The 1,004-nt window shown below is 75.0% G+C and carries 1 protein-coding gene; it reads right to left on the bottom strand.

The window, feature by feature from the left end; all coding sequences use genetic code 11:
- On the bottom strand, positions 1-1,004 hold a 1,004-nt coding region (locus tag AC1DU6_RS32760; protein ID WP_477862443.1), incomplete at both ends, for an AAA family ATPase.

Genomic DNA, 1,004 nt, shown 5'->3' with positions numbered 1-1,004 from the left:
AGCTGGGCGCGTGCTGCCTGCTCCAGCGCCTGCACCGTCTCGAGTTCCGACAGCGCGCAGGCCGAGGCCAGCCAGGCGGCACCGAAAGGCTCACCGGCCAGCGCGGCCGCTTCGAGCAGGCGTGCCGTCTGCGCGTCCAGTCGGCGCACCCGCGCCAGCACGGCCTCGCGCACGCTGGCGGGCATGGGCAGCTCGCGGTAGTCCTGCGTCACGGCGTCGAACGGGGTGCGCCAGCGGCCTTGCTCGTCGACGTCCAGCACCGCAGTCTCGGCCAGGTCGCGCAGCGTCTCCGAGATGAAGTAGGGGTGGCCGCCGGTGGCGCTGCACAGGCGCTCGGCAAAGCGCACCGGGTCGGCGGCGCCGGACAATTGGCGCACCAGCTCGTACACCGCTTCCGCCGACAAGGGACCGAGCGCGACCGTCTCGGCCGCGAGTGCCGCGCTGAAGCCCAGCAGTTCGGGGTCGTCGCTGGCGCCGCGCCAGCAAACCAGCTCGATGGTGCCTTCCGAGCCGGCCTCGCGGCGGCGTGCGGCGGCGCGGGCCAGCAGCGTGCGGCTGGCGGGGTCGGCCAGCTGCCAGTCATCCAGCACGAGGGCGTCGAAGGCGCCGCGCGACAGCGCCAGCCAGGCCTGGATGCAGGCCTCGTCGAAGCGCAGCCGCTCGGCCTGCGTGCGCAGCGGCGCCGGTGCCGGGCCCAGTTCGGGCAGCAGCCGGGTCACTTCGGCCACGATCCAGTCGTCCAGCCCGCGCAGGTCGGGCGGCTCGCCAGCCAGCACGCGCAGCACGCGGGCACAGGCACCGAAGGCGATGTCATGGTCGCCGCTGCGGCAGCGCACCAGCGCATAGGCGCCCTGCGAGGCCGCGAAATCGGTGGCCAGGCGGGTCTTGCCGACGCCAGCCTCGCCGACGATGACGACTGCGGTGCGGCGCGCCCAGGCGCCTTGCAGCCGCGCCACCTCGGTGGCCCGGCCGACGAAGGGCAGGCGCTCCGGCCAGGCCTGCGG

The sequence above is a fragment of the Roseateles sp. P5_B10 genome (assembly GCF_056400485.1).
Note: the sequence above shows the minus strand (reverse complement) of the source record. Positions and strands in the feature narration are given on the sequence as shown.